Genomic DNA, 24337 nt, shown 5'->3' with positions numbered 1-24337 from the left:
GTTTTCATCGCGGGCAAGCCTTGCTCCCAGATTCCTCCTTGCCAAACATGTATTTTCAGCCCTATTAAGCTGTGTCTTCAGTGCCCTGCCGTCTTGGAAAACAGCTGGATCACCACCACCCCCAACACAATCAAGGCCATCCCCAGCATCGCCGGCACGTCCAGTTTCTGCCCGTAGATGAACAGCGCCGCCACGCTGACCATGACGATCCCCAACCCGGCCCAGACCGCGTAGGCCACGCCCACCGGTACGGTGCGTACCACCAGCGTCAACATCCAGAACGCGGTGCCGTAGCCGGCGATGACCAGCAGCAAGGGCAGGGGTGTGCTCAGGCCCTTGATCGCTTTCATCGAAACGGTGGCGATCACTTCGGCGCAGATGGCGATGGCCAGGTAGTAGTAGGCGTTCATAGGCAGTTCCTCTTCGACGGTTGCGTCTTTCGATGGAGGCCATTCTAGAGATTGCCCAGATGCGGTAAAGTCATTACCTATCTGTAATCAAGATAGGTTGGGCCATGAACGTACAGTGGAACCTGGAGCAATTGCGACTGTTTGTCGGGGTCGCCGAGAAGCGTTCGTTTTCCGCCGTGGCCCGGGACCAGCGCAAGGCGCAGTCGGCCATCAGCAGTGCGATTGCCTTGCTGGAAGACGACTTGGGGGTGAGCCTGTTCGAGCGCAGCAGCGGCCGTCAGCCGAGGCTCACCGACGTTGGCGAAGCCCTGCTCGAAGAAGCCAGGGAGGTGCTGCGCCAGTGCGAGCGCCTCAATGGCCGGGCCCTGGCCCTGATGCGCGGGCAGGAAGCGTCGCTGCGCCTGGCCCAGGACGAAGCCATGCCCTATCAACCGGTCATCGACAGCCTGGCGGCCCTGGCCGAGCAATTTCCCACCCTCGAAGTGCAACTGGCCAGCGCCGCCCAGGGCGATGTGGCGCGCAAACTGGTGGAGCGGCGCGCCGACCTCGGCTTGCTGTTCTATCACGACCAGATCCCCGAGGCGCTGGAGCGCCGGGTACTGGGCAGCGTCGAAATGGTCACGGTGTGCGGCCGGGGCCATGCATTGGCGGACCATGGTTATGTGACCTGCCGGGAAATGGCCCGGCACCGCCAGTTGTTGATGGCGACCCAGTCCAGCGTCTATCCCGGCAGCGAGCAGGCCAGCCCACAGGTCTGGCGGGCTGACAGTTTCTATGTGTTGGCCGAATGGCTGAGGAGTGGCCTGGGCTGGGCCTGGCTGCCTCGGCATGTGGTGCAATACCCGGCGTACCTGGGCGACATGGTTGAACTCAGCAGCGAGTGGACCCCGCCGGCGCTGGTGGTGGAACTGGTCTGGCGCCGCGACGAACCCCTGGGGCCGGCGGCCCGTTGGCTGGCGGAACGTTTTGCCGTGCAGTTGCAGGCGATCGGCTGAAAAACCGATAAACTCCGCCGCCATGAACAGAACTCTCTATAGCGCGTTGTTTTATCTGGGGCTGCCACTGGTAGCGATTCGGCTGTGGTTACGGGCCCGCAAGGCGCCGGCATATGCCCGGCGCATTGGCGAGCGGTTTTCCTGGGGGCTGCCGGTCATGGTGCCGGGGGGCATCTGGGTTCATGCGGTGTCGGTGGGCGAGAGCATTGCCGCCGCGCCGATGATCCGTGCCTTGCTGCAACGTTATCCACAGCTGCCGATCACGGTTACCTGCATGACGCCCACCGGTTCGGAGCGGATCCAGGCCATGTTCGCCAACGAGCCGCGTATCCAGCATTGCTACTTGCCGTACGATTTGCCTTGCGCCGCCAAGCGTTTTCTCGACCGGGCCCGACCGTCCCTGGCGGTCATCATGGAAACCGAGCTATGGCCCAACCACATTCACCAATGCGCCAGGCGCGGCATTCCCGTGGCTTTGGCCAACGCACGGTTGTCGGAGCGTTCGGCACGCGGTTACGCGCGGTTCCCCAAGTTGACCCGACCGATGCTTGCCGAGATGAGCCTGTTCGCTGTACAGACCGAAGCCGAAGCCGAGCGTTTTCGCCAGTTGGGCGCCCGGGCGGAAACCGTCAAGGTCACCGGCTCCATCAAGTTCGACCTGACCATCGATCCGCAACTGCTCGAAGACGCCAGCGCCTTGCGCCGCCAGTGGCAGGCGACCGAGCGTCCAGTATGGATCGCCGCCAGCACCCATGAAGGCGAGGACGAAGTGGTGCTGGCCGCCCATCGTCGGCTGCTCGACAGCTATCCCGATGCCTTGCTGATCCTGGTGCCGCGGCATCCCGAGCGTTTTGATGCCGTGCATCAGCTCTGTGAGAACCAAGGCTTCGCCACGGCCCGGCGCTCCAGCGCTCAACCGGTCACCGCCCAGACGTCAGTGTTGCTGGGCGACACCATGGGCGAACTGCTGTTTCTCTACGCCTTGGCCGACAGCGCTTTTGTCGGAGGCAGCCTGGTGCCCAACGGCGGACACAACCTGCTCGAGCCGGCGGCGCTGGCGAAACCGGTGCTCAGCGGGCCGCACCTGTTCAACTTCCTCGAAATCGCCGCGCAACTGCGTGCCGCCGGTGCCCTGGCGGAAGTGGACGATGCCCAAAGCCTGGCCCTGGCGGTACAGCGCCTGTTCGAACTGCCCCGGGATGCCCAGCGCATGGCTGAGGCAGGGCTTGCGGTGATGCGCCGCAATCAGGGCGCGTTGCAGCGCTTGCTGGACGGGTTGGGGCGGTTGATTGATTGAGCGACTGAATATCTGTGGGAGCAAAGCTTGCTCGCGATGCAAGCGCCCCGGTTCCAGGGAGACTGAGTGGTATTCATCGCGGGCAAGCCTTGCTCCCACAGGATGTTGTTGGCAGGGCTTCCCTCCAAGGGGTTACTGCGCCGGCCGCGAACGCAACTGCTCCGCTGCCGCCTTGGCCAGGTCCGGCGGCAGGAAGTCGCGGTCGGGGTTGTAGTCGGGCTTGAGGTAGCGAGACAGGTCCTGCAGGTCCGCCGGGCTCAACGTGCCGGCGGCCTGTTTGAGACGCAGGTTGTCGAGGATGTAGTCGTAGCGGGCATTGTTGTAGTTGCGCACCGAGGTATATAGCTGACGCTGGGCATCGAGCACATCGACGATGTTGCGCGTGCCGACCTGGTAGCCGATCTCCGTGGCTTCTACCGCGCTCTGGTTGGAGATGATCGACTGGCGTCGGGCCTGGACCTGCTCCACATCGGTGTTCACCGCGCGGTGCAGGTTACGGGTGTTCTCCACGACCTGGCGGCGCAGGGCTTCGCGTTGTTGCTCGGTCTGGGTGAGTTGCGAGTAGGACTCGCGCACCTGGGAGCTGGTCAGCCCACCACTGAAAATCGGAATGTTCAGTTGCAAGGCCAGCGTGCGCTGATCGACGTCGCCACTGTAGGCGCGGCCAAATGCGTTCGGGTTGCTGAAGCCCAGGGCGTCGTTGTCGCCTTTTTCGTATTTCGCAACGGCGTCCAGGGTTGGCGCGTGACCGGCCTTGCGCTGGCGCAAAGTATCTTCGGCGGCGGTGACGGCGTAGTTGCTGGCCAACAGATTAAGGTTCTGTCTGGCGGCGGTGTCGACCCAGGCCTTGGCATCGTTGGGCGTCGGCGGCAGGATCGGCAGGGTATGGACGATGCCCTGGAGCGAGTTGTACTGGCGGTTGGTCAGGGTGATCAGCGCTTCGAAGGCGTCCTCGACCTGGCGCTGGGCCAGGATCCGGTTGGCCCGGGCGGTGTCGTAGCTGGCCTGGGATTGCAGCACATCGGTCTTGTCCGACAGGCCCACGTCGAAGCGCTCGTTGGACTGGTCGAGCTGACGCTTGAACGCGGCTTCTTCGGCCTTGGTCGAGGCCAGGTTGTCCTGGCTGCGCAGCACATTGAAGTAGCTCTCGGCGCTTTGCAGGATCATGTTCTGTTCGGTGGCCGACAGTTGCAGCGACGCTTGTTCGTTCACCGACTTGGCCGCCTGGAACTGGAACCAGCGGTCGGCACGAAACAGCGGCTGGGAGAGTGTGGCCTGATACGAGCGGGCACTGCGGTTGGCGACCGCGGCAGGCTGGTCGATATCGGTGCGCACGTTGGCGACTTCGGCACCGCCGGACAGGTTTGGCAACAATCCGGCACGCGCCTGGGGTACCACTTCCTTCTGGGCGCCGTACTGGGCGCGGGCAGCGGCCAGGTCGGCGTTGTTGTCTACCGCTTCCTGGTACACGCTCACCAGATCGGTTTTGGTGGTGATGGGCGCTTCGGCAGCCCAGGCCATTCCATTGGACGCACAAGACACGGCTAGGGCCAGTGAGAGTTTGCGCAACATGAGGCGATCCCTATTTCACGGATGAGTGCGCACAAGAGGCGCGGCGTAGCGAGTGTAGTTGCGCGATGGCACGGCAACAATCCTGTATATGCGCCATTCATCACGCCTTTTGCCCTGGCGATGGCGTTCTCTGGTAGTTGTGTCTAGACTGGCCGGGTTCTTGTCGGGGTGCCTTGCTATGAGGCTGAGATCGAATAATTTCGGATCCCGTTGAACCTGATCAGGTTAACGCCTGCGTAGGGAACAAGATTTCTCGTCACCCGGCGAGTCCTCTTGTGCTTCGTCCGGGATGTTGTTCGACCATCGACTTTCGATTTTCGAGCATCCTCGAGCAGCAAGCACAGCGTCCGCACTCTCGTGCAGGGACGCGTCCATTCGCTACAGGTTCGCTCCGACAAAAATCCACTGCCTGGATGTGTGTCTGGAGAGCCCGTGATGACGACAAAAGCAAAAAACGCGACCAACCTCAGTGAATCGGCCCAGGTCGATGAGCAATCGGTCCAGCCCTTTACCCGCTCGCAAAAAATCTATGTCCAGGGCAGTCGCCCGGATATTCGCGTGCCCATGCGCGAAATCAGCCTCGACGTGACCCCCACCGACTTCGGCGGTGAAATCAACGCGCCGGTGGTGGTATATGACACTTCGGGCCCCTACACCGACCCGAACGTGATCATCGACGTGCGCAAGGGCCTGGCCGATGTGCGCTCGCCGTGGATCGAAGCCCGTGGCGACACCGAACGCCTGGCCGGCCTGAGTTCCAACTTCGGCCAGGAACGCCTGGCCGACCCCGAGCTGACCAAGCTGCGCTTCGCCCACGTGAACAACCCGCGCCGTGCCAAGCCGGGCGCCAACGTCAGCCAGATGCACTACGCGCGCAAAGGCATCATTACCGCCGAGATGGAATATGTCGCCATCCGCGAAAACATGAAGCTGGAAGTGGCCCGCGCCGCCGGCCTGCTGGACCAGCAACACGCCGGCCACAGCTTCGGCGCCAGCGTGCCGAAAGTCATCACCCCGGAATTCGTACGCGATGAAATCGCCCGCGGTCGCGCGATCATCCCGGCCAACATCAACCACACCGAACTGGAACCGATGATCATCGGCCGTAACTTCCTGGTGAAGATCAACGGCAACATCGGCAACAGTGCCCTGGGTTCGTCCATCGAAGAAGAAGTGGCGAAACTGACCTGGGGTATTCGCTGGGGTTCGGACACGGTCATGGACCTGTCCACTGGCAAGCACATCCATGAAACCCGCGAATGGATCATCCGCAACTCGCCGGTGCCGATCGGCACCGTGCCGATCTACCAGGCCCTGGAAAAAGTCGGCGGCGTGGCCGAAGACCTGACCTGGGAGCTGTTCCGCGACACGCTGATCGAACAGGCCGAGCAGGGCGTCGACTATTTCACCATCCACGCCGGCGTGCTGCTGCGCTATGTGCCAATGACCGCCAAGCGCGTCACCGGTATCGTCAGCCGTGGTGGTTCGATCATGGCCAAGTGGTGCCTGGCACACCACAAAGAGAACTTCCTCTACACCCACTTCGAAGACATCTGCGAAATCATGAAGGCCTACGACGTCAGCTTCTCGCTGGGCGATGGCCTGCGTCCGGGCTCGATTGCCGACGCCAACGACGAAGCGCAGTTCGGTGAGCTGGAAACCCTCGGCGAGCTGACCAAGATCGCCTGGAAGCATGATGTGCAGTGCATGATCGAAGGCCCGGGCCACGTGCCGATGCAGTTGATCAAGGAGAACATGGACAAGCAGCTCGAGTGCTGCGATGAAGCGCCGTTCTATACCCTCGGCCCACTGACCACCGACATCGCGCCGGGCTACGACCACATCACCTCCGGCATCGGTGCGGCGATGATCGGCTGGTTCGGTTGCGCGATGCTCTGCTACGTCACACCGAAGGAACACCTGGGCCTGCCGAACAAGGATGACGTCAAGACCGGGATCATCACCTACAAGATCGCCGCCCACGCGGCCGACCTTGCCAAAGGGCACCCGGGCGCGCAGATCCGCGACAATGCCTTGAGCAAGGCGCGTTTCGAGTTCCGCTGGGAAGACCAGTTCAACCTCGGCCTGGACCCGGACACCGCCCGTTCGTACCACGACGAAACCCTGCCGAAGGATTCGGCCAAGGTCGCGCATTTCTGCTCGATGTGCGGGCCGAAGTTCTGCTCGATGAAAATCACCCAGGAAGTGCGCGAGTACGCGGCCAACCAGCGCATTGAAGCGGTGGATGTCGATGTCGCCCAGGGCTTGGCGGAACAGGCTGAGCGGTTCAAGAAGGAAGGTAGTCAGCTTTACAAGAAAGTGTGATGTGAGCTGTGGGCGGCGGTGTTTTCACCGCCGCCTTCGCGAGCAGGCTCGCTCCCACAATGGATCTCGGTCGTTCACCCATCTCGTGTTCGCCGCAAGTCCCTTGTGGGAGCGAGCCTGCTCGCGAAAGCGATCGATAGAACAACAAATATTCCTCTGAGATAACAACTCTTGAACATCCAACCCAGCACCTACTCCCCAGACACCGCCGTCCCCCTGGACAAACGCGTCTTCGGCGCTCGCGACCTGTTTTCCCTGTGGTTCTCCCTCGGCATCGGCCTGATGGTCTTGCAGGTCGGCGCCTTGCTCGCGCCGGGCCTGGGCCTGAGTGGTGCGCTGCTGGCGATTTTCCTCGGCACGCTGGTGGGCGTCCTGCTGCTGGCGGCCGTCGGGGTGATCGGCAGCGACACTGGCCTGTCGGCCATGGCCGCCCTCAAGATCAGCCTTGGCGGCAAGGGCGCGAGCGTGCCGGCGGTGTTGAACCTGCTGCAGCTGATCGGCTGGGGTTCATTCGAAATCATTGTCATGCGTGACGCCGCCAGCCTGCTCGGCGCCCGGGCTTTCAGTGAAGGTAGCCTGGGGGCCAATCCACTGCTGTGGACGCTGTTCTTTGGCGCCCTGGCGACCTTGCTCGCGGTCAGTGGACCGCTGACCTTCGTACGGAAGGTTTTGCGCAAGTGGGGTATCTGGCTGTTGCTGGCGGCATGCATCTGGCTGACCTGGAACCTGTTCGCCAAGGCTGACCTGGCCGCGCTGTGGGCCCAGGCGGGTGACGGCTCGATGCCGCTGGCGGTGGGGTTTGACATCGCCATTGCGATGCCGCTGTCGTGGCTGCCGCTGATCGCCGACTATTCGCGCTTCGGTAAACGCGCCAAGAATGTCTTTGGCGGTACCGCGCTGGGGTTCTTCATCGGTAATTTCTGGCTGATGAGCCTGGGCGTGGCCTACACCCTGGCGTTTGCGCCAAGCGGCGAAGTCAATGCGCTGCTGCTGGCCCTGGCGGGCGCCGGGTTGGGGATTCCACTGCTTTTGATTTTGCTGGATGAGTCGGAAAATGCCTTCGCTGACATTCACTCGGCGGCGGTGTCCAGTGGCATGCTGTCGGGGCTGAAAGTCGAACACCTGGCCTTGGCGATTGGCGTCATCTGCACCTTGATCGCCTGCTTCGCGCCGTTGGCGCAATACCAGAACTTCCTGTTGCTGATCGGCTCGGTGTTCGCACCGCTGTTCGGCGTGGTGCTGGTGGACCACTTCATCCTGCGCAAACGCCGTAGCCAGGTGCTGTCAGCCGCGTTGCGCTGGCCGGCACTGTTGGCCTGGCTGGGCGGGGTGAGCACTTATCACCTACTGGCGAACTTCTATCCGGACATCGGCGCAACCCTGCCGTCGCTGATCCTGGCAGGGTTGCTGCAGCTGTTGCTGGGCCGGGCCTTTAGCTACGGCCAGGAAACAGCTCGGGCTTGAGAATGCCATTGAGGCGCGGGTAAGCGATCTTCAATTCGATGTGGCCCAGGGCGTAGGGCGCAATGGTGCTCACTTCGTACTTGAGGATCACACCGCCGTAGGTCAGCGCCACGTGTGGGGTTTTCTGGAAGGACCACTGTTTCAGGAAATCGGGTTCCTGATCCAGCTTGGTGCTGATCAGCCAACTGTTGTGAGCGACCTGCGCGGCTTTCCAGAAGGCTTCTTCCTGGCCCGGCAGCAGCATGTCCGACAGTGTCAGCACCTTGTGTTGCTGGCGCGAATAGTTGATGAAGCCGCGCCCCGGCGTGCCGTGGGCGCCGCCGGTGTCCAGGTAGCTGGACAGTTCGATGATCACCAGGCCGTCATGTTGCTCACGTACCTTGGCTTGCAAATAGCTGCTGTTACGCGGTGCGGCGCTGCGCAAAAACTGCTCGCGATAGGCGGCCAGCGTCGGTGCCACGGGGGCGCCCGGGGTGGTGCGGGTCAGTTCCAACAGGCGTTTTTCGATAATGCCGTCCAGGACCGGTTCGGTGGGGAAGTGCAAGGTGTCGATGTTTACCAATGGGCAGTCGGCGCTGGCGCAACCTTGTTGCAGTTGTTCCGAGGCATCGCGGGTGGTTTCCAGCGGGGCGCGGTAGTTGGGTTGGAACAGGCTTTGGCAAGCGCCCAGGGTCAGGGCAATGGCGGCCACGGAGGCAGTTTTGAAAAGCGACATGGGCGTCCTTCATGGAACAGGGAAAGGCGAAAAGTTACCCGCTTCGACTGCCAGCAGGACAATCAGTTCGCCACTAAGCTCATTAGAGTTCTTTCACCTTCTGCCGTCCATCCCGATGAGTGGAAAGGGGCTGCATCAAAGGGTACGGGCGCGTTAGGATGGCGCGAAGCCGAGGTTGGAACCTCGTATTGATTCACTGCACACGAGGATTGTCATGACCGACTTCGCCAACGCCGCACCCAGCACCGTGGACATCGTCAAGCGTGAAACCTGCTTCAAGGGTTTCTACAAGCTCGATCGCCTCGTCCTGCGCCACGAGTTGTTTGCCGGTGGCATGAGCCGTGAAATCAACCGTGAACTGTTCGTACGCCATGACGCGGTGTGCGTGTTGCCCTACGACCCGCAGCGCGATGAAGTGGTGTTGATCGAACAGTTTCGCGTGGGCGCCATAGGCAAGACGACCAACCCTTGGCTGGTTGAACTGGTGGCCGGCCTGATCGACAAGGACGAGCAGCCGGAAGAAGTTGCTCATCGTGAGGCGCAGGAGGAAGCTGGGCTTGTCTTCGCTGCGCTCTGGCCGATGACCAAGTATTTTCCATCGCCGGGCGGCAGTGATGAATTCGTACATTTGTACCTGGGGCGTTGCGACAGCACGGGGGCCGGAGGCCTGCATGGCCTGGAGGAGGAAGCTGAAGACATTCGGGTGAAGGTCTGGGCTTTCGAAGATGCCTTGCAGGCGGTGCGCGACGGACGTATCTGCAACGCGGCCAGCATCATTGCCTTGCAATGGCTGGCCTTGAATCGCGATGAAGTGAGGGGGCTATGGTCCTGAACAAGCTGCGCGATCGTTATCGCGTCGATCTGGTGGGGCTGCAGGCCGCCTGCGAGGCCAACTACGCCCGCCTGATGCGCCTGTTGCCGGACATGCGCAACGACCCGGCGCCACGGCGCATCGCCGTGACCCACGGCGACCAGATGCTCGGCGTGCTGGCCCTCGAGGTATTGCAGACCTGTCCCTACACCACCACCTTGCAGGTGCGCCAGGAACACAGCCTGCCCTGGTTGCCGGTGCCGCAACTGGAAGTGCAGGTCTATCACGATGCGCGCATGGCCGAAGTCGTGAGCGCTGAACATGCACGACGCTTTCGTGGCATCTATCCTTACCCCAATGCGTCAATGCACCAGCCGGACGAAAAAGCCCAGTTGAATCTGTTTTTGGGTGAATGGCTGAGTCATTGCCTGGCGTTGGGTCACGAGTTCGAAGTCGTTCGGTAGTTGTGAACCGGTTCCGGTTCGCGGGTTTCCCCTTTCGATCGTCCCCCAGCATAATTGCGGCTTCATGCAACGGCGTGATTGCGCCTGGGAGAGAGCGATTTGCCGAGCGTATCCAGCCTGACCACTGCCGATGCGGCGTTGTTGGTCCAACTGTCCGATAGCCATTTGTTCGCCGAGGCCGATGCTTCGTTGCTGGGCATGAACACCCGTGACAGTTTGCGGGCGGTCATTGACCTGGTGCTCAAGCAGCAGCCCGACATCGACCTGATGCTTGCCACTGGGGATTTGTCCCAGGACGGGACGCTGGAATCCTATGAAGCGTTTCGGCAGTTGAGTGGACTAATCGAGGCTCCGGCGCGCTGGATTCCCGGTAACCATGATGAGCCGCAGGTGATGCTCGAGGCGGCGGTCAAGAGCACGTTGCTCGATCCGGTGGTGGACATTGGCAATTGGCGGGTGACGATGCTCGACTCCGCCGTGCCCGGGTCGGTGCCGGGTTTTTTGGCCGAGGAGCAGTTGATTCTGTTGGCCAATGCCTTGAGTGAGGCGCCGGAGCGGCATCACCTTGTTTGTCTGCATCATCATCCGGTGTCGGTTGGGTGTGTGTGGATGGAGCCGATTGGGTTGCGTAATCCGGAGGCGTTGTTTGCGGTGTTGGATCGGTTTCCTCAGGTGCGTGCTGTGCTGTGGGGGCATGTGCATCAGGAGGTTGATCGGGTGCGGGAGGGGGTTCGTTTGTTGGCTTCGCCTTCGACCTGTATTCAGTTTGAGCCGGGGAGTGAGGATTTTGCGGTGGGCTCGCAGGCGCCGGGGTATCGGTGGTTGCGGCTTTGGCCGGATGGGCGGTTGGAGACGGGGGTTGAGCGGGTGGTTGGGTTTGCGTTTACCCCGGACTATGAGTCCAACGGTTACTGAGTTTTGATTGAGTACATATCCGTTGCTGCGGTAACGGCCACTTATGGTTCCGCTCTTACAGCGGGTCACTTTCGAAAAGCGCGAAAGTAACCAAAGCGCTCCTGCCCCACCACTCGGTGCCTCGCCTAGGCTCGGCATGCCCTCACTCCGGCATTGCTCCGTGGGCCCGCCGCGAAGGGCCATCCATGGCCCAGCGCGGCTATCCCGGCATCCATGCCGGGATGCCCACTCCACAATGCCTGCGTTCGGCCATCGTGGTTAACGGGGCGCCAAAATCTACGTCCACCGCGAGGCGGCCTGACAGCCGACCAGGGTTTGTGGGAATGGTCGGACACCCCTCCGGGCTGCATTAGATTTTTCCGACGAGCTCTGGCGGTTGCCGGGTGGGAAGGGCTGTCGCTAACCTTTTTCTGTCGCTGAAAACTCAGCGGCCGGGTCTGGAAACCCGAAAGTAGGGGGCGTTATTTCAATCCTAATGGAGCGCTCAACATGTCTGAAAGTAACTCTGGGCCAACAAAAAAAGATTCCATTTCTCCCGAAGCCAGCCAGATTCCCCCAATGCTTGATGAAGCCGCCAAGCGCGCCATCGACCATTACCTCGACCCCAAGCCCCAACCCAAGAAGAAACAACCCTCAAGCCAATTGTTCTCCGTCGCGGAGAGCGCAGACACCGAAACCCTCCTAGCCAACCTCAGCGAAACCCTGGCCTCCGCCAACGCCATGCTCGGCGACCTGACCTTCGACCTGGAAGGCTCGCGTCGGCATTTCGCCCTGGGAGTCCAGCAGATGATCGAGCTCAGTGAGCTATTGGCGAACCGGGCGTTGGACATCGTCGATCCGCGCTAGCGTCGAGCACGAGCATTGTGTGGGGGCACTTGGGGGTGTCATTCCACATTGATGTTGGCTGATCCGACGCATTCGCGAGCAAGCCCGCTCCCACAGGAGAAACGCGGTCTCACCAAGAACCAGGTCGGCTACTAGGCCGCCTCATGGTGGACGTTGATCTCGGCGCCCCGTTAACCACGCTGGCCGAACGCAGGCATTGCGTAGTGGGCATCCCGGCATGGATGCCGGGATAGCCGCGCTGGGCCATGGATGGCCCTTCGCGGCGGGCCCACGGAGCAATGCCGGAGTGAGGGCATACCGAGCCTAGGCGAGGTGCCGAGTGGTGGGGCAGGAGCGCTTTGGTTACTTTCGACTGGGCCGGCTTCCGGGCTTTTCGAAAGTGACCCGCTGTAAGAGCCATCCCTTTCAAGGTCTTAGGTAAAATCCCCTGAAGTTTCTATCAGGGATACCCGAACGATGTGGGCCGATGTTCTGGAGCGTTTCGAGAAAAAAGCACCTGCCAGCGTTATGGCCAAATTGGCGTTGGAGCACGCTATTGCCCCTGAGTGGGTCGATCAGGTCTTCGAAGAACATCGGCAACGGCAGTATTCTCGTGAGCTACTGTTCTCGACCATCATCAAGCTGATGTCCCTTGTTTCATTGGGCTTGAAGCCGTCCCTTCACGCCGCCGCGCGGCAACTGGAAGATCTTCCTGTCAGCCTGGCGGCCCTCTACGACAAGATCAGTCGTACCGAGCCAGCTTTGTTGCGCGCCCTGGTCACGGGCTGTGCGCAGCGCCTGGCTCCAACCATCAGGAGTTGGGTTGCACGACGATGTTGTCGGGTTGGCAGGTTCGGGTGGTGGACGGTAATCACTTGGCATCCACTGAGAAACGACTGGGGGCTTTACGCCACGAGCGCGGCGCCGCTCGGCCCGGGTTTTCGGTGGTTGTCTACGACCCCGACCTGGATCAAGTCATCGACCTGCAGGCATGTGAAGATGCCTACGCAAGCGAGCGTGTTTGTGTGCTGCCTCTATTGGCCAATGCCGAGCCGGGCCAGGTGTGGCTGGCTGATCGACTCTATTGCACGCTCCCGGTCATGGAGGCTTGCGAACAGGTCCAAACCTCCTTTGTCATTCGTCAACAAGCCAAGCATCCACGCTTGATTCAAGAGGGTCATTGGCAAGAACCCGTGCCTGTGGACGCGGGCACTGTGCGTGAGCAGATCATTCAGGTCAGAGGCGGTTATCAGTGTCGGCGTGTCGAACTGACGCTTCATTCGCCAACAGACTCGGGTGACAGCAGCTTGATGTTCTGGAGCAACCTGCCTGAAGGCGTCAGCGCGCAGCAGATCGCGGAACTCTATCGCCGCCGCTGGAGCATTGAAGGCATGTTCCAGCGACTGGAAACAATCCTGGAAAGTGAAATCGAAACCCTTGGTAGCCCAAAGGCTGCATTGCTCGGGTTCACTACTGCGGTGTTGGCCTACAACGTCCTGGCCGTACTCAAACGAAGCGTCGAGCAAGCCCATCAGGCTTCCCAGCCTGACGGCTGGGAAGCCTCAACCTATCACTTGGCGGTTCAGGTCCGGAGTGGTTATGAAGGCCTGCAAATTGCGCTGCCCTCGGAATGTTTTCCCGTCATACCTCTGGAAAAACTGGCCCAGCGCTTGTTGGAACTGGCCAGAAACATCCAACCAAAACAAGTTGCGAAAAATCCCCGGGGCCCCAAGGTGCCTAAACCCAAAACATGGGTACAAGGCACTGCGGTGCATGCACATGTTTCAACGGACCGAGTAATCAAGGCCGCCAAAACTAAAAGACCTTGAAAGGGATGGCTGTAAGAGCGGAACCATAAGTCGCCGTTACCGCAGCAATGGATATGTACTCAATCAACAAAATCCCGGCCGGCTATAAGGCCGCCTCGCGAGCAAGCTTTGCTCCCACAGGCACCGTGATCAACTGATCATCGGCAACAACAAGACAGTCAAATCCCCCAAACCCCCACAAACTCCCTGTAAACTCCGGCCTTTGCCCAACACCCAGGGAGTCGGCAATGTCGGGTTCAATCCTCTATATCCATGGCTTCAACAGCGCCCCAGCGTCGACCAAGGCCTGTCAGTTGACCGAGGTAATGGCCCGCCTCGGCCTGAGCGACCAATTACAGGTGCCCGCCTTGCACCACCACCCCCGCCAGGCCATCGGTCAGCTGGAGCAGGCGATTACACAACTGGGACGGCCGCTGCTGGTCGGCAGCTCGCTCGGCGGCTACTATGCGACTCACTTGGCCGAGCGCCACGGCCTCAAGGCCCTGTTGATCAACCCTGCCGTCAGCCCCCATCGGATGTTTGACGGTTACCTGGGCACGCAGAAGAATTTGTACACCGACGAAACCTGGGAATTGACCCACGACCACGTCACGGCCTTGGCCGAACTGGAAGTGCCGGCGCCCCGGGATCCGCAGCGGTTTCAGGTATGGTTGCAAACCGGTGACGAAACGCTGGATTATCGCCACGCCCAGCAGTATTACCGCGCCTGTGCCTTGCGCATCCAGGCCGGCGGCGACCACAGTTTCCAAGGGTTTGCCCAGCAGTTGCCGGCGCTGTTGAGTTTTGCCGGCATTGGCGCCGATTTGTACCAGGCGATCGACTTCACGTCGCTGTGAGCCCATCGCCCCTTTTTCATTGAACACTGACGACGAGACCCCATGGCCACTCCCAGCGCTAGCTCCTATAACGCAGACGCCATCGAAGTCCTCTCGGGCCTCGACCCGGTGCGCAAGCGCCCCGGCATGTACACCGACACCAGTCGGCCGAACCACCTCGCCCAGGAAGTCATCGACAACAGTGTCGACGAAGCCTTGGCCGGGCATGCGAAGTCGGTGCAGGTCATCCTGCACGCCGATCACTCGCTGGAAGTCAGCGATGACGGTCGCGGCATGCCGGTGGACATTCACCCTGAAGAGGGTGTTTCGGGCGTCGAGCTGATCCTCACCAAGCTCCACGCCGGCGGCAAGTTTTCCAACAAGAACTACCAGTTCTCCGGCGGTCTGCACGGGGTGGGTATTTCTGTGGTCAACGCCTTGTCGACTCAGGTGCGGGTGCGGGTCAAGCGTGATGGCAACGAATACCAGATGACCTTCGCCGACGGCTACAAGGCCACCGAGCTGGAAGTGGTCGGCACCGTCGGCAAGCGCAACACCGGGACCAGCGTGTATTTCGCCCCGGATCCGAAGTATTTCGATTCGCCAAAATTCTCCGTCAGCCGCCTCAAGCACGTGCTCAAGGCCAAGGCGGTGTTGTGTCCGGGGCTGTTGGTCAGTTTCGAGGACAAGGCCAGTGGAGAGAAAGTCGAGTGGCATTACGAAGACGGCCTGCGTTCTTATCTGGTGGACGCGGTCAACGATTTCGAACGCCTGCCCAACGAGCCGTTCTGCGGCAGCCTGGCCGGTAACAAGGAAGCGGTGGACTGGGCGCTGTTGTGGCTGCCTGAAGGTGGCGAAAGCGTCCAGGAAAGCTACGTCAACCTGATCCCCACGGCCCAGGGCGGCACCCATGTCAACGGGTTGCGCCAGGGTTTGCTCGATGCCATGCGCGAGTTCTGCGAGTTCCGCAACCTGCTGCCCCGTGGTGTGAAGCTGGCGCCGGAAGACGTCTGGGAACGCATCGCCTTTGTCCTGTCGATGAAGATGCAGGAACCGCAATTCTCCGGCCAGACCAAGGAGCGCCTGTCGTCCCGCGAAGCGGCGGCGTTTGTTTCCGGCGTGGTCAAGGACGCGTTCAGCCTGTGGCTCAACGCCAACCCGGAAACCGGTTTGGCCCTGGCGGAACTGGCGATCAACAACGCCGGCCGGCGCCTCAAGGCGAGCAAGAAGGTCGAGCGCAAGCGCATCACCCAAGGGCCGGCGCTGCCGGGCAAGCTCGCCGATTGCGCCGGGCAGGACCCGATGCGTTCCGAGCTGTTCCTGGTGGAAGGTGACTCCGCCGGTGGTTCGGCCAAGCAGGCGCGGGACAAAGAGTTCCAGGCGATACTGCCGCTGCGGGGCAAGATCCTCAACACCTGGGAAGTGGACGGCAGCGAAGTGCTGGCCAGCCAGGAAGTGCATAACATCGCAGTGGCCATCGGTGTCGATCCGGGCGCCGAGGACATGAGCCAGCTACGCTACGGCAAGATCTGCATCCTCGCCGACGCCGACTCCGACGGCCTGCACATCGCCACGTTGCTCTGCGCCTTGTTCGTCCAGCATTTTCGCCCACTGGTGGATGCCGGCCACGTCTACGTCGCAATGCCGCCGCTGTATCGGATCGACCTGGGCAAGGAAATCTACTACGCCCTGGACGAAGCCGAGCGTGACGGCATCCTCGATCGTCTGGTGGCCGAGAAGAAACGTGGCAAGCCGCAGGTCACCCGATTCAAAGGCTTGGGCGAAATGAACCCGCCGCAACTGCGCGAAACCACCATGGATCCGAACACTCGCCGCCTGGTGCAGTTGACCCTGGATGATTTCGAAGCGACTTCGGAAATGATGGACATGTTGCTGGCGAAGAAGCGCGCCGGTGATCGCAAGTCCTGGCTCGAATCCAAAGGGGACCTGGCCGAGGTGCTGGCCTGATGCGCAACGGTTTCGCCCTGGCGTTATTGCTGTGGGCGGGGGTTGTGGTCGCAGGACCGGCGCCGGAACTGAAGTTGCTGTCCGAGCACGTCGTCGAGGGCATGCGCGGTGGCAATCTGTCCGGGCTGGCCCTGTGCGGCAGTGAAATGTGGACGGTGTCTGATCGCGACGATGATCGGATCTACCGCCTCACACCCTCCGAGGCACCAGTCTGGCCGGCGCAAGTGGTCGATATCGAGGTGCCTGAGGTGCCGGACAGCGGTTTTCCCTGGGGCTTGAAATCCCGCACCTGGGCGGCGTCGTTCCTGCGCGGTGGCGAGCTGGATTTCGAAGGCATCAGCTGCGACAGTGCTGGCAATCGCTATGTGGTCAGTGAGTCCCATGCCGCGGTGTTGCAGGTGCCGCCATCGGGACCTGCGTCGTGGTTGAAAATCGCCCCGACGCTGATCCGCCAGGCCCGTGCCAGTGGCATGTTGCTGCATTTCAATGCCCTGTTCGAAGGCCTGGCGATCAACCCGGCTGGCGATCAATTGTGGCTGGCGGCCGAGCGCGAAAGTCGCGGCCTGTTGCTGATCAAGCGCAAGCAGACGGTGTGGGACTGCGATGGCAATTGTGTATTGCTGAGCGAAGCGGGGCTGGAGATGCAGCCAGCGCAGTTCCCCAAGGCCAAGGCGGTTCCACGTGATTTCGCCGATCTGTCACTGTTCAATGGCAAGCTGTTTACCTTGGAGCGCAACGCCTTTCAGATCTGCCGGCGTGACTCGCAGACCGCCCAAGTGGAGCGCTGCTGGTCGTTCGCCGCCGAGGCGTTGCTGGATAATCGTCGTTACGCGCAGGCCTATGGCCTGGCCGAAGCGCTGGTAGTGGACGCCGAGGGCGCCTGGATCGGCCTGGACAACAACGATGGTGCTCGCGCCGACGGCGAAACGCGGCCGATCATCTGGCGCTTTGCCGCGCCGGACGGTGGTTGGGGCGCCTCGCCATGAGTCAGCAGCCGCCGGGCAAGCGTGCTGGCCGGGTGTTGATGATATTGGCCTGGTGCGCGGCGCTGTTTCTGGCGACGCGGTTTTTTGCCCAATGGGAACAGCGCCAGCAAAACCCCAATACCCAGGTGTACTCGCAAAGAGGTGAAGGTTTTATCGAGGTGAAGCTGGTCGGCAATCAACAGGGGCATTTCGTCGCCAGCGGCCAGATCAACGGTCAGCCGGTGGACTTCATGCTCGACACCGGAGCCACCGACGTGGCGATTCCGATGGAGTTGGCCGAGCGCCTCAAGCTGGAAAAGGGTTTCGGCGTGACCTTGAGCACCGCCAACGGTGTGAGCGAGGGCTACCGTACCCGCGTCGACCGGCTGCAATTGGGCGACATCGTCTTGCGCGATGTCCGTGCCCTGGTGGCGCCAGGCCTGGGTGGCACGCAAGTGCTGCTGGGCATGAGCGCCCTGAACAAACTTGAATTTACCCAGCGCGACGGCACCATGCTGCTGCGCCAGACAACGAACTGATGAGGCCCGCATGAGCGACATTCTTGCAGACAGCTTAGACGGCGTAGAACGCCGATCGCTGGCTGACTTCACCGAAAGTGCCTACCTCAATTACTCCATGTACGTGATCATGGACCGCGCCTTGCCGCACATTGGCGACGGTCTGAAGCCGGTCCAGCGGCGGATCATCTATGCCATGAGTGAGCTGGGGCTGGATGCCGATTCCAAGCACAAGAAATCGGCGCGGACCGTCGGTGACGTGCTCGGTAAGTTCCACCCCCACGGCGACTCGGCCTGCTATGAAGCCATGGTGCTGATGGCCCAGCCGTTCAGCTATCGCTACACGCTGGTGGACGGGCAGGGTAACTGGGGTGCGCCGGACGATCCCAAGTCCTTCGCTGCCATGCGTTACACCGAGGCGCGGCTGTCGCGTTATTCCGAGGTTCTGCTCAGCGAACTGGGCCAAGGTACGGCGGACTGGGGCCCGAACTTTGACGGCACCCTTGAAGAACCCCTCGTATTGCCTGCACGTTTGCCGAATATTCTCCTCAATGGCACCACCGGCATTGCCGTGGGCATGGCCACTGACGTACCTCCCCACAACCTGCGGGAAGTGGCCACGGCCTGCGTGCGTCTGCTGGATGAACCGAAAGCCACGGTGGAACAACTCTGCGAACACATCCAGGGCCCGGATTACCCGACCGAAGCGGAAATCATCACGCCGCGCGCCGACCTGCTGAAAATCTACGAGACCGGTCGCGGTTCGGTGCGCATGCGCGCCGTGTACCACATCGAAGACGGCGACATCATCGTCACGGCATTGCCGCACCAAGTCTCCGGGGCGAAGGTCTTGGAGCAAATCGCGGCGATGATGCAGGCAAAACCGTCGAAAGCTCCACAAGTCGCCGATTTGCGCGATGAGTCCGACCACGAAAACCCCTGCCGCATCGTGATCATTCCGGTCAACAGCCGGGTCGACCACGACGCGCTGATGCAGCACCTGTTCGCCAGCACTGATCTTGAGTCCAGCTACCGGGTCAACATCAACATCATCGGCCTGGACGGCAAACCGCAGTTGAAGAACCTGCGGGCATTGCTGGTCGAATGGCTGGAGTTCCGGGTCAAGACCGTGCGTCGGCGCCTGCAGTTCCGCCTGGACAAGGTCGAGCGCCGCCTGCATCTGTTGGACGGTTTGCTGATTGCCTACCTGAATCTGGATGAAGTGATCCACATCATCCGCACCGAGGAGCACCCCAAGGCCAGCCTGATCGAGCGCTTTGCCCTGAGCGAAATCCAAGCCGACTACATCCTCGATACCCGCCTGCGGCAATTGGCGCGGTTGGAAGAGATGAAGCTGCGCGCCGAGCAGGATGAACTGCTCAAGGAGCAAGCCAAGTTGCAAGCCTTGTTGGGCAGCGAAGCCAAACTCAAGAAGCTGGTGCGCACTGAACTGCTCAAGGACGCCGAGACTTATGGTGATGATCGTCGTTCGCCAATCGTTGAGCGCGCCGAAGCCAAGGCATTGAGTGAGCACGACCTGCTACCGAACGAGAAAGTGACCGTCGTACTGTCGGAAAAAGGCTGGGTGCGCTCGGCCAAGGGTCATGATATTGACGCTACCGGGCTTTCCTACAAGGCTGGGGACGGTTTCAAGGCGCTGGCGGCCGGGCGTTCCAACCAGTTTGCGGTGTTCGTCGATTCTACCGGGCGCAGTTATTCGGTGCCGGCCCACACCCTGCCATCGGCTCGCGGCCAGGGCGAACCGCTGACCGGTCGTTTAACGCCCCCGCCGGGTGCAACTTTTGAATGCGTGCTGATGCCTGATGATGATGGGCTGTACGTTATTGCATCGGACGCGGGTTATGGGTTCGTGGTCAAGGGTGAAGACCTGCAAGCCAAGAACAAGGCGGGCAAGGCGTTGTTGAGCCTGCCGAACAACGCCAAGGTCATCGCCCCGAGGGCGGTCAGCGATCGAGAGAACAATTGGCTGGCTTCGGTAACGACCGAAGGTCGCTTGCTGGTGTTCAAAATCAGCGACTTGCCTCAGTTGGGTAAAGGCAAGGGCAACAAGATCATCGGTATTTCCGGCGAACGGGTGGCCAGTCGCGAGGAATATGTCACGGATATTGCAGTGTTACCGGAAGGCGCCACGCTTGTGCTACAGGCTGGAAAACGTACGCTTTCGTTGAAAGCAGACGATCTTGAACATTACAAAGGTGAGCGCGGGCGGCGAGGCAACAAGCTTCCAAGAGGTTTTCAGCGGGTGGATGCACTGCTCGTCGAAAACCTCAATTAGGCGTGCTAGAGGGCTCGGTCTGCGATTAAAAGCCGCAGATCGATGCTTTGGCGCTGGAGTCGCGGCGCATATTCACGGATGATAGGCCCTTTCAAGCGCCGGCGTGGCCGAGCGTTCTTCATAATGACCGAGTATTTTTTCACTGTGGCAAGCCTTGTGGCTGCCACCTGGACGGAACGATGACTGCTCTGCGCCTTCCTATTTTGTGGCTCGCCGGCCTGCTTGGCCTGGCGGGTTGCAGCATGAACCAGCCGGTGTCGCTGTACCAACTGGACAGCGGAACCCCGGCCCAGCCTGCGCAAAGCACAGGCATGGCAGTATTGCTGGGGCCGGTCCTGATCGCCGATTACCTGCAACGCGAAACCTTATTGCAACGCCAACCGGACGGTAGCCTGCAGGCCGCCACCGACGGACGCTGGGCTGGCAGCCTGTCTTCCGACATCGATCAATTGCTGTTGCGTCAGGTCGCCGGGCACCTGGACAGCCAGCGTGTGGTACTGGCGCCTGCGACCCAGGGCTTCACCCCGGATGTGCAGGTGCTGCTGTCGATTACTCGCCTGGACTCGGGTAAAGCGCAACCGGCAGTGCTCGATGCCCAATGGCGGTTGATCGACCGTCGTGGCAAGGTGCGTGAGAACCGCATCGTTCATCTGCAAGAGCAACATGCCGGCACCACCGCCGCGCAGGTCCAGGCTCAAGGCGTGCTCCTGCAACGCCTGGCCGAACAACTGTCTGTATCGCTCAAGCCCCTGGCCAACCAGCCGCCTGTCGCCGAAGTGCCACGCAAGCCCGCTCCAGCCCCAGCCAAGCCGATGGAAAAGGAAAAGGACAAGATTCCCATGGCCTTGCCGATTCGTACGGACATGGAAGTGTTCAGGTTCTGACGCTAGGCCTGGATGCAAAGCGAAGCCCGCATTGATGCGGGCTTTGTTGTTTCTGCGGGTTGGTTCTTCAGTGTCTGTACCGGCCTCATCGCGAGCAGGCTCGCTCCCACAGGGGAGCTCTGCAAGCCACAGACCCAATGTGGGAGCGAGCCTGCTCGCGATGGCGGCGCTGAGGACAACAAAAAGCCCGCAGACAATCACTCATCTGCGGGCTTCGTTACTTCAAGTACCGGGACTCAGGCCTGGCGCTCATGCATCCGCGCCAGTTGCCGCTCCAGCAACGATGGATAAGGCTCCATCAAGCGCTCCACGCAGCACGCGCCTTCGGGGCTGGCGATGGGGCGGATGCGGGCGCGCTGGCGGATCAGGGCGTCGTCGTTGATCTTGCGTTCCACCAGCAGCAGGTTGCGGCTGTGTTGCGACAACGCCAGGGCGTCCTGGGCGGTTTCGGTCAGCAGCAGGTCGATCTGGCTCAGGCCGAACAGACCATCGCCCAAGGTCAGGCCCAATTGCAGTTGCAAGGTGATGCCGCTGTCGGCGACTTCGATCTGCAACTGGTGGCCCAAGGCGCGCAGCAACTCACCGCAGCAAATGGCGTTGGTCAGGTAGTCGTCGCCGCTGTCTTCGGTGTGGAACAGCATCAGCGTGCTGCCGTCGTTCAGGGTGTGCAGTTCACCCTGATAAAGCGAGGCGGCCTGGTCGAGGCAGTCGCGGTAGCGTTCGAGCAGTTCCTTCAGGCGGGCCTGGGGCAAGCGGCGCAGTTGGTCCTGGGCGCCCAGTTGCACGGCCAGCACGGCACTGTGCTGGGGCAGGTTCGAGGCAGCGGGCCTGGCGAGCGGTTGAGGTGCGCCATCGACTGATTCGTCACGCAGGTCGGCGAAGGCGTCATCGTCTTCCTCATCCTCCACCGTGCGCACCACGTGGCGTGGCGCCGGTTTGGAGGCGGGCATCGGCTGGCTTTCATCAAAGCCCGGGTCGCGCAGGTTACGCACTTCGAAGCCCGGCTCAGTGTCCTCGTCGTCCACGTAGTCGATGTCTTCAGGTTCCGGCAAGGGCTCGGGTTCCGGCGCGAAGCTGGCGTGCAGTTGCCGGGCCAGGTCGCCGATTTCATCCTGGCGCTGGGTGGCAGGGGTGTGTTCGTCGATGTCCCGCAGCCAGACGCGCAATTGCAACAGCGGCGTGGAGATGTGCCGCCCCAGGCGCAGACTCAAGGCCAAAGCCAGGGCCAGCAGTATCGCGCTGAGGATGCCCATGCTTTGCAGGCTGATGGTCATCGGTTGCTGGAACTGGTCCATGTCCAGGCTGATGCGCAGTTGTCCGGCGGTCACGTCCTGGAAGGTGATCTTGCTCTGGTACATGCCGCCGGACTCACCCAGCAGGCCCGGCTTGGGCCGTTGGCCGGCCTCGGCGAGGATGCGGTTGTCCACGCTGTAGATGGCGGCGTGGGCCACCAGTTTGTTCTTGGTCAGGTTGTTGAGCAGCACGTTGAGGCTGAGGATGTCGTTGGACACCAGCAGCTCGGTGGCGGACGTGGCGGTCTGGGTGGTCAGGCTTTCACCCAGGGCATCGGCCTGCTCGTGCATCGCCTGCTTGAATTGCAAGCCCATCACGCAGGCATAGATAACCAGGGCCAGGGCGACCAGGATCACGTTATGGCTGGCAATGCGCAATGCAATCGGTACACGACGGTGACGCAGTGCACGGAAGATCAGCAGGAAGAAGTTGTCGGTTTTGACTGGCGTGGGCCGGTTCACTGAGCTCGGCTCTTTGTCCGTGAAATTGACGCGCAGTATAGCGACAGCCCCATGACCGGCAAAGCACTGGCGGTGCCCGATGGTCACTGAATGTGGGTAGAATGCGGTTTTTTTCCACCTGCGGGGGTGCGCCTTGCGCGAAATCGTCCTGATAAACATCACTGGCAGCGACCGTCCGGGTCTGACTGCGGCCATTACCGGCGTTCTGGCCCAGGGTGGTGTGAACATTCTCGACATCGGTCAGGCGGTGATCCACGACACGCTGTCGTTCGGCATCCTGGTTGAAATTCCGGACGCCGAACAAGGCAAGTCGGTGCTCAAGGACATCCTGTTCACCGCCTACAAGCTCGACCAACAGGTGCGCTTCACCCCGGTGTCCGAGGACGATTACCGGCATTGGGTGGCCGGCCAGGGCAAGAAGCGCCACATCGTTACCCTGCTGACCCGCAAGGTCACTGCCGAACAATTGCAGCGCGTCAGCTCGATCACCGCCAAATATGACCTGAACATCGACCATATCGACCGACTGTCCGGGCGCATGCCGCTGGACACCCCGGACGACAAGGGCAAGGGTTGCATTGAGTTTTCCGTGCGTGGCGAGCCGGCTGACCCCCAGGCGTTGCGTGCCGAGTTCCTCAGCGTGGCCCAGGAACTGAACGTCGACATCGCCTTCCAGGAAGATTCGCTGTTCCGTCGTAACCGCCGCCTGGCGGTGTTCGACATGGATTCGACGCTGATCGAGGCCGAAGTCATCGATGAACTGGCCAAGGCGGCCGGCGTCGGCGACAAGGTTTCGGCCATCACCGAACGAGCCATGGCCGGCGAGCTGGACTTCCGCGCCAGCTTCAAGGAGCGCCTGGCGCTGCTCAAGGGGCTGGACGTCAGTGTGCTGGATTCCATCGGCGCTTCCCTGCGCCTGACCGAAGGTGCCGAGACCCTGTTCGCTGAACTCAAGCGCCTGGGTTACAAGACCGCCATCCTGTCCGGCGGCTTCACCTACTTCGCCAAGCAATTGCAGGCCAAGCTCGGTATCGACTACGTATTCGCCAACGAATTGGAAGTGGTGGATGGCAAGGTGACCGGCGTGGCCGTGGAGCCGATCGTCGATGCCCAGCGCAAGGCGGACCTGCTGCGAGAGCTGGCTGAAAAGGAAGGCTTGCGCCTGGAGCAGACCATCGCCGTGGGAGACGGCGCCAACGACTTGCCGATGCTGGCGATCGCCGGCCTGGGCGTGGCGTTCCGCGCCAAGCCGCTGGTCAAGCAGTCGGCCAGGCAGGCGATTTCAACCCTGGGGCTGGATGGGGTGTTGTACCTGCTGGGTTTCAGGGATCGTGACGGGCAGCTCTAAGTAACATGCTTTGAGCAATACGCCGACTCTGGGGGAGGCACGCACTTTGTGGCGAGGGAGCTTGCTCCCGCTGGCCTGCGCAGCAGGCCCAAGGCGGCCAACCTGACACTCCTCGGTCTCAGGTTTAGGGCCGCTACGCGCCCCAGCGGGAGCAAGCTCCCTCGCCA

General features: G+C 61.5%; 19 protein-coding genes, 1 pseudogene and 1 riboswitch. Of the genes and pseudogenes, 16 read left to right on the top strand and 4 right to left on the bottom strand.

All coding sequences use genetic code 11. The annotated features are described in order from the left end of the window. Positions 1-77: 77 nt before the first annotated feature. Positions 78-410, bottom strand: coding sequence for a DMT family transporter (locus GN234_RS15570; RefSeq protein WP_109752132.1), 333 nt, complete (start codon positions 408-410; stop codon positions 78-80). Positions 411-514: 104 nt separating this feature from the next. Here GN234_RS15570 and GN234_RS15565 point away from each other — a divergent pair, with 104 nt between their 5' ends. Both GN234_RS15565 and waaA read left to right on the top strand, forming a co-directional pair. After that, complete coding sequence (locus tag GN234_RS15565) at positions 515-1405, top strand: LysR family transcriptional regulator (protein ID WP_176688732.1); 891 nt, start codon at positions 515-517, stop codon at positions 1403-1405. 22 nt (positions 1406-1427) lie between these two features. Next, the gene (waaA, locus tag GN234_RS15560; RefSeq protein ID WP_176688731.1) at positions 1428-2702 is read left to right on the top strand and encodes a lipid IV(A) 3-deoxy-D-manno-octulosonic acid transferase; all 1275 of its coding nucleotides are present in this window, start codon (positions 1428-1430) and stop codon (positions 2700-2702) included. 132 nt (positions 2703-2834) lie between these two features. Here waaA and GN234_RS15555 read toward each other — a convergent pair whose 3' ends face one another. After that, positions 2835-4274, bottom strand: a complete 1440-nt coding sequence (locus GN234_RS15555; protein ID WP_109752136.1) for a TolC family outer membrane protein — start codon at positions 4272-4274, stop codon at positions 2835-2837. 154 nt (positions 4275-4428) lie between these two features. Further along, positions 4429-4534: riboswitch (TPP riboswitch) on the top strand. 175 nt (positions 4535-4709) lie between these two features. On the opposite strand from GN234_RS15555, the gene thiC reads away from it, so the two are divergent. Both thiC and cytX read left to right on the top strand, forming a co-directional pair. Then, positions 4710-6599 carry a phosphomethylpyrimidine synthase ThiC gene (thiC, locus tag GN234_RS15550; RefSeq protein WP_109752137.1) on the top strand — a complete coding sequence of 630 codons (1890 nt, stop codon included), beginning with the start codon at positions 4710-4712 and terminating at the stop codon, positions 6597-6599. A 171-nt stretch (positions 6600-6770) separates the two neighbouring features. Further along, the gene (gene cytX / locus GN234_RS15545) at positions 6771-8063 is read left to right on the top strand and encodes a putative hydroxymethylpyrimidine transporter CytX (RefSeq protein WP_176688730.1); all 1293 of its coding nucleotides are present in this window, start codon (positions 6771-6773) and stop codon (positions 8061-8063) included. On the opposite strand, the gene GN234_RS15540 is transcribed toward cytX, so the two are convergent. Continuing rightward, positions 8032-8778 (bottom strand): DUF3298 domain-containing protein, encoded by a 747-nt coding sequence (locus tag GN234_RS15540; protein ID WP_109752139.1) that lies wholly within the window; start codon positions 8776-8778, stop codon positions 8032-8034. The two genes, cytX and GN234_RS15540, sit on opposite strands and share 32 nt — an antisense overlap. A 214-nt stretch (positions 8779-8992) precedes the next feature. Between GN234_RS15540 and GN234_RS15535 the strand changes: the two genes are divergently transcribed. The 11 genes and pseudogenes from GN234_RS15535 (at position 8993) to GN234_RS15485 (ending at position 21068) form a co-directional block, all read left to right on the top strand. Further along, positions 8993-9610, top strand: coding sequence for an NUDIX domain-containing protein (locus GN234_RS15535; RefSeq protein WP_109752140.1), 618 nt, complete (start codon positions 8993-8995; stop codon positions 9608-9610). Next, complete coding sequence (locus GN234_RS15530; protein WP_003186471.1) at positions 9601-10053, top strand: DUF1249 domain-containing protein; 453 nt, start codon at positions 9601-9603, stop codon at positions 10051-10053. The genes GN234_RS15535 and GN234_RS15530 overlap by 10 nt, the downstream gene beginning before the upstream one ends. 99 nt (positions 10054-10152) lie before the next feature. Beyond that, on the top strand, positions 10153-10968 hold the full coding sequence (cpdA, locus tag GN234_RS15525; protein ID WP_109752141.1) for a 3',5'-cyclic-AMP phosphodiesterase: 816 nt from the start codon (positions 10153-10155) through the stop codon (positions 10966-10968). Between the two features lie 489 nt (positions 10969-11457). Beyond that, on the top strand, positions 11458-11814 hold the full coding sequence (locus tag GN234_RS15520) for a DUF6124 family protein (RefSeq protein ID WP_109752143.1): 357 nt from the start codon (positions 11458-11460) through the stop codon (positions 11812-11814). A gap of 507 nt (positions 11815-12321) precedes the next feature. After that, positions 12322-13622, top strand: a pseudogene (locus GN234_RS15515) (IS4 family transposase). 227 nt (positions 13623-13849) lie between these two features. After that, positions 13850-14458, top strand: coding sequence for a YqiA/YcfP family alpha/beta fold hydrolase (locus GN234_RS15510; RefSeq protein ID WP_116834033.1), 609 nt, complete (start codon positions 13850-13852; stop codon positions 14456-14458). Positions 14459-14500: 42 nt separating this feature from the next. Further along, entirely contained in the window at positions 14501-16405 is a 1905-nt protein-coding gene (gene parE, locus GN234_RS15505) for a DNA topoisomerase IV subunit B (protein WP_116834034.1), read from the top strand. Further along, entirely contained in the window at positions 16405-17391 is a 987-nt protein-coding gene (locus GN234_RS15500) for an esterase-like activity of phytase family protein (protein WP_109752146.1), read from the top strand. The genes parE and GN234_RS15500 overlap by 1 nt, the downstream gene beginning before the upstream one ends. Beyond that, positions 17388-17909 carry a retropepsin-like aspartic protease family protein gene (locus tag GN234_RS15495; protein ID WP_109752147.1) on the top strand — a complete coding sequence of 174 codons (522 nt, stop codon included), beginning with the start codon at positions 17388-17390 and terminating at the stop codon, positions 17907-17909. The genes GN234_RS15500 and GN234_RS15495 overlap by 4 nt, the downstream gene beginning before the upstream one ends. Positions 17910-17919: 10 nt before the next feature. Continuing rightward, on the top strand, positions 17920-20184 hold the full coding sequence (parC, locus tag GN234_RS15490) for a DNA topoisomerase IV subunit A (RefSeq protein ID WP_116834037.1): 2265 nt from the start codon (positions 17920-17922) through the stop codon (positions 20182-20184). A 179-nt stretch (positions 20185-20363) separates the two neighbouring features. After that, positions 20364-21068, top strand: a complete 705-nt coding sequence (locus GN234_RS15485) for a PqiC family protein (protein WP_176688729.1) — start codon at positions 20364-20366, stop codon at positions 21066-21068. Positions 21069-21304: 236 nt separating this feature from the next. Here GN234_RS15485 and GN234_RS15480 read toward each other — a convergent pair whose 3' ends face one another. Continuing rightward, positions 21305-22822, bottom strand: coding sequence for an AhpA/YtjB family protein (locus tag GN234_RS15480; RefSeq protein ID WP_109752151.1), 1518 nt, complete (start codon positions 22820-22822; stop codon positions 21305-21307). A 133-nt stretch (positions 22823-22955) separates the two neighbouring features. On the opposite strand from GN234_RS15480, the gene serB reads away from it, so the two are divergent. Then, entirely contained in the window at positions 22956-24170 is a 1215-nt protein-coding gene (serB, locus tag GN234_RS15475; RefSeq protein WP_003197189.1) for a phosphoserine phosphatase SerB, read from the top strand. The last annotated feature ends 167 nt before the right edge of the window (positions 24171-24337 follow it).

This window comes from Pseudomonas bijieensis (genome assembly GCF_013347965.1).
GTDB lineage: Bacteria > Pseudomonadota > Gammaproteobacteria > Pseudomonadales > Pseudomonadaceae > Aquipseudomonas > Aquipseudomonas bijieensis.
Note: the sequence above shows the minus strand (reverse complement) of the source record. Positions and strands in the feature narration are given on the sequence as shown.